Annotated in this window: 1 protein-coding gene; it reads right to left on the minus strand. The window is 53.8% G+C overall.

Translation table 11 applies throughout. The features are described 5' to 3' along the window. Nucleotides 1-1215, minus strand: a protein-coding gene (locus tag AC27VU_RS28855) for an IS3 family transposase (protein WP_488725404.1) whose coding sequence is annotated in 2 segments (ribosomal slippage) — nt 1-864 and nt 864-1215 — 1216 coding nt annotated over the 2 segments. Because the reading frame shifts where the segments join, the coding sequence is not laid out codon by codon here. This gene is flagged as partial in the annotation. Between the last annotated feature and the right edge of the window lie 53 nt (nt 1216-1268).

Consider the following 1268-nt stretch of genomic DNA (forward strand, 5'->3'; position numbering starts at 1 on the left):
CCCGATGCACCGCATCGGGCGTTTTGTATTTCAGGGATAAGTGCGGCCGCTCCCGGTTGTAGATTTGCACCGATTCATCCACCATTTTCACTGCATCCGCCAGGTCTTTGGGGCGATGCAGCAAAAACTCAGTCTTCAAAATCCCATTTACCCTCTCCGCCATAGCGTTCTGATAGCAATCATAACCGTCAGTCATTGAGCACCTGATTCCATGCCGGGTATGCATCCGTTGGTATAAATCGGAGCAATACTGGGCTCCGCGATCTGAATGATGAATGAGCGGTTGATCGGATTTTCGCTGACTAACAGCCTTCTGCAGCGCCCTGACCACCGACTTCGTATGCAGGCTGCTGTGCACATGATGACCCACGATTTTGCGTGAGTACGCGTCTGTTATCAGGCTAACGTAAGCGACACTTTCCCGCGTTGGGAGATAGGTAATGTCTGCGACCCAAACCTGCTCAGGTCTGCTGGCTAGAACTTGTTCCGGGCCAGCTTTGAGTAGGTTGGGGTGACGGCGGAAGCGATGATGGCTATGCGTGGTTTTATGATAAGCGCGTTTGCGAGGAACCAGCTCTCGCGCCTCTCGCAAGATGGAAAACAGGCGGTCTCGACCGACACGTAACGCCGCTGCGGCTTCAATTGCCATCAGGTGGTGCAGTTTGCGCGTCCCAAGCCTCGGCTGGCGGCGACGCTTTTCCAGAACGAATTCCACCACCTGCTGGTCTTGGCAAACTCTCGCGTCAAAGGCTCGGTTGCGCTTGTAATACGCTTGGCGCGAAATGCCCATAAACAGGCAAGCCCTGGTAATGCTCAGGTCTTGGATTTGCCCTTGCGAGAGGACTTGCCGGGTCGCTTTTTTACGATGGACACACCGTAATCATTTTTCAAGACGTTCACGACAGCTTCAAAGAACTGGGCCTTCTGATTGCTCAGCGCCAACTGTTCTTCAAGCTCTTTGATCCGCTGTTCGGGTGTCAGCGGGAGGTTGGGGTCGGTCATCGGCCTGCTCCGCGGCGCTCGGATTGAGGCGCCTTGGCTCCAGTCCTGTCGGCCATGCTTGCGTAACCAAACCAGTACCGTGGACCGGCCTTGAATGCCAAAGCGCCGTTGAGCCTCTTTATAACTCAACTCGCCTTTTTCGACTTGATCTACGACTGACAATTTAAAAGCTAGCGTGTAATCGCGCTGGCTCCGCCTTTTTCCGGTATCCATTGAATCCTCCTGAAGATTGGTCAGAAGGTGTAAACCTTATTCAGGACGCGACA

This window comes from Pseudomonas sp. 14P5.3.2 (genome assembly GCF_057799175.1).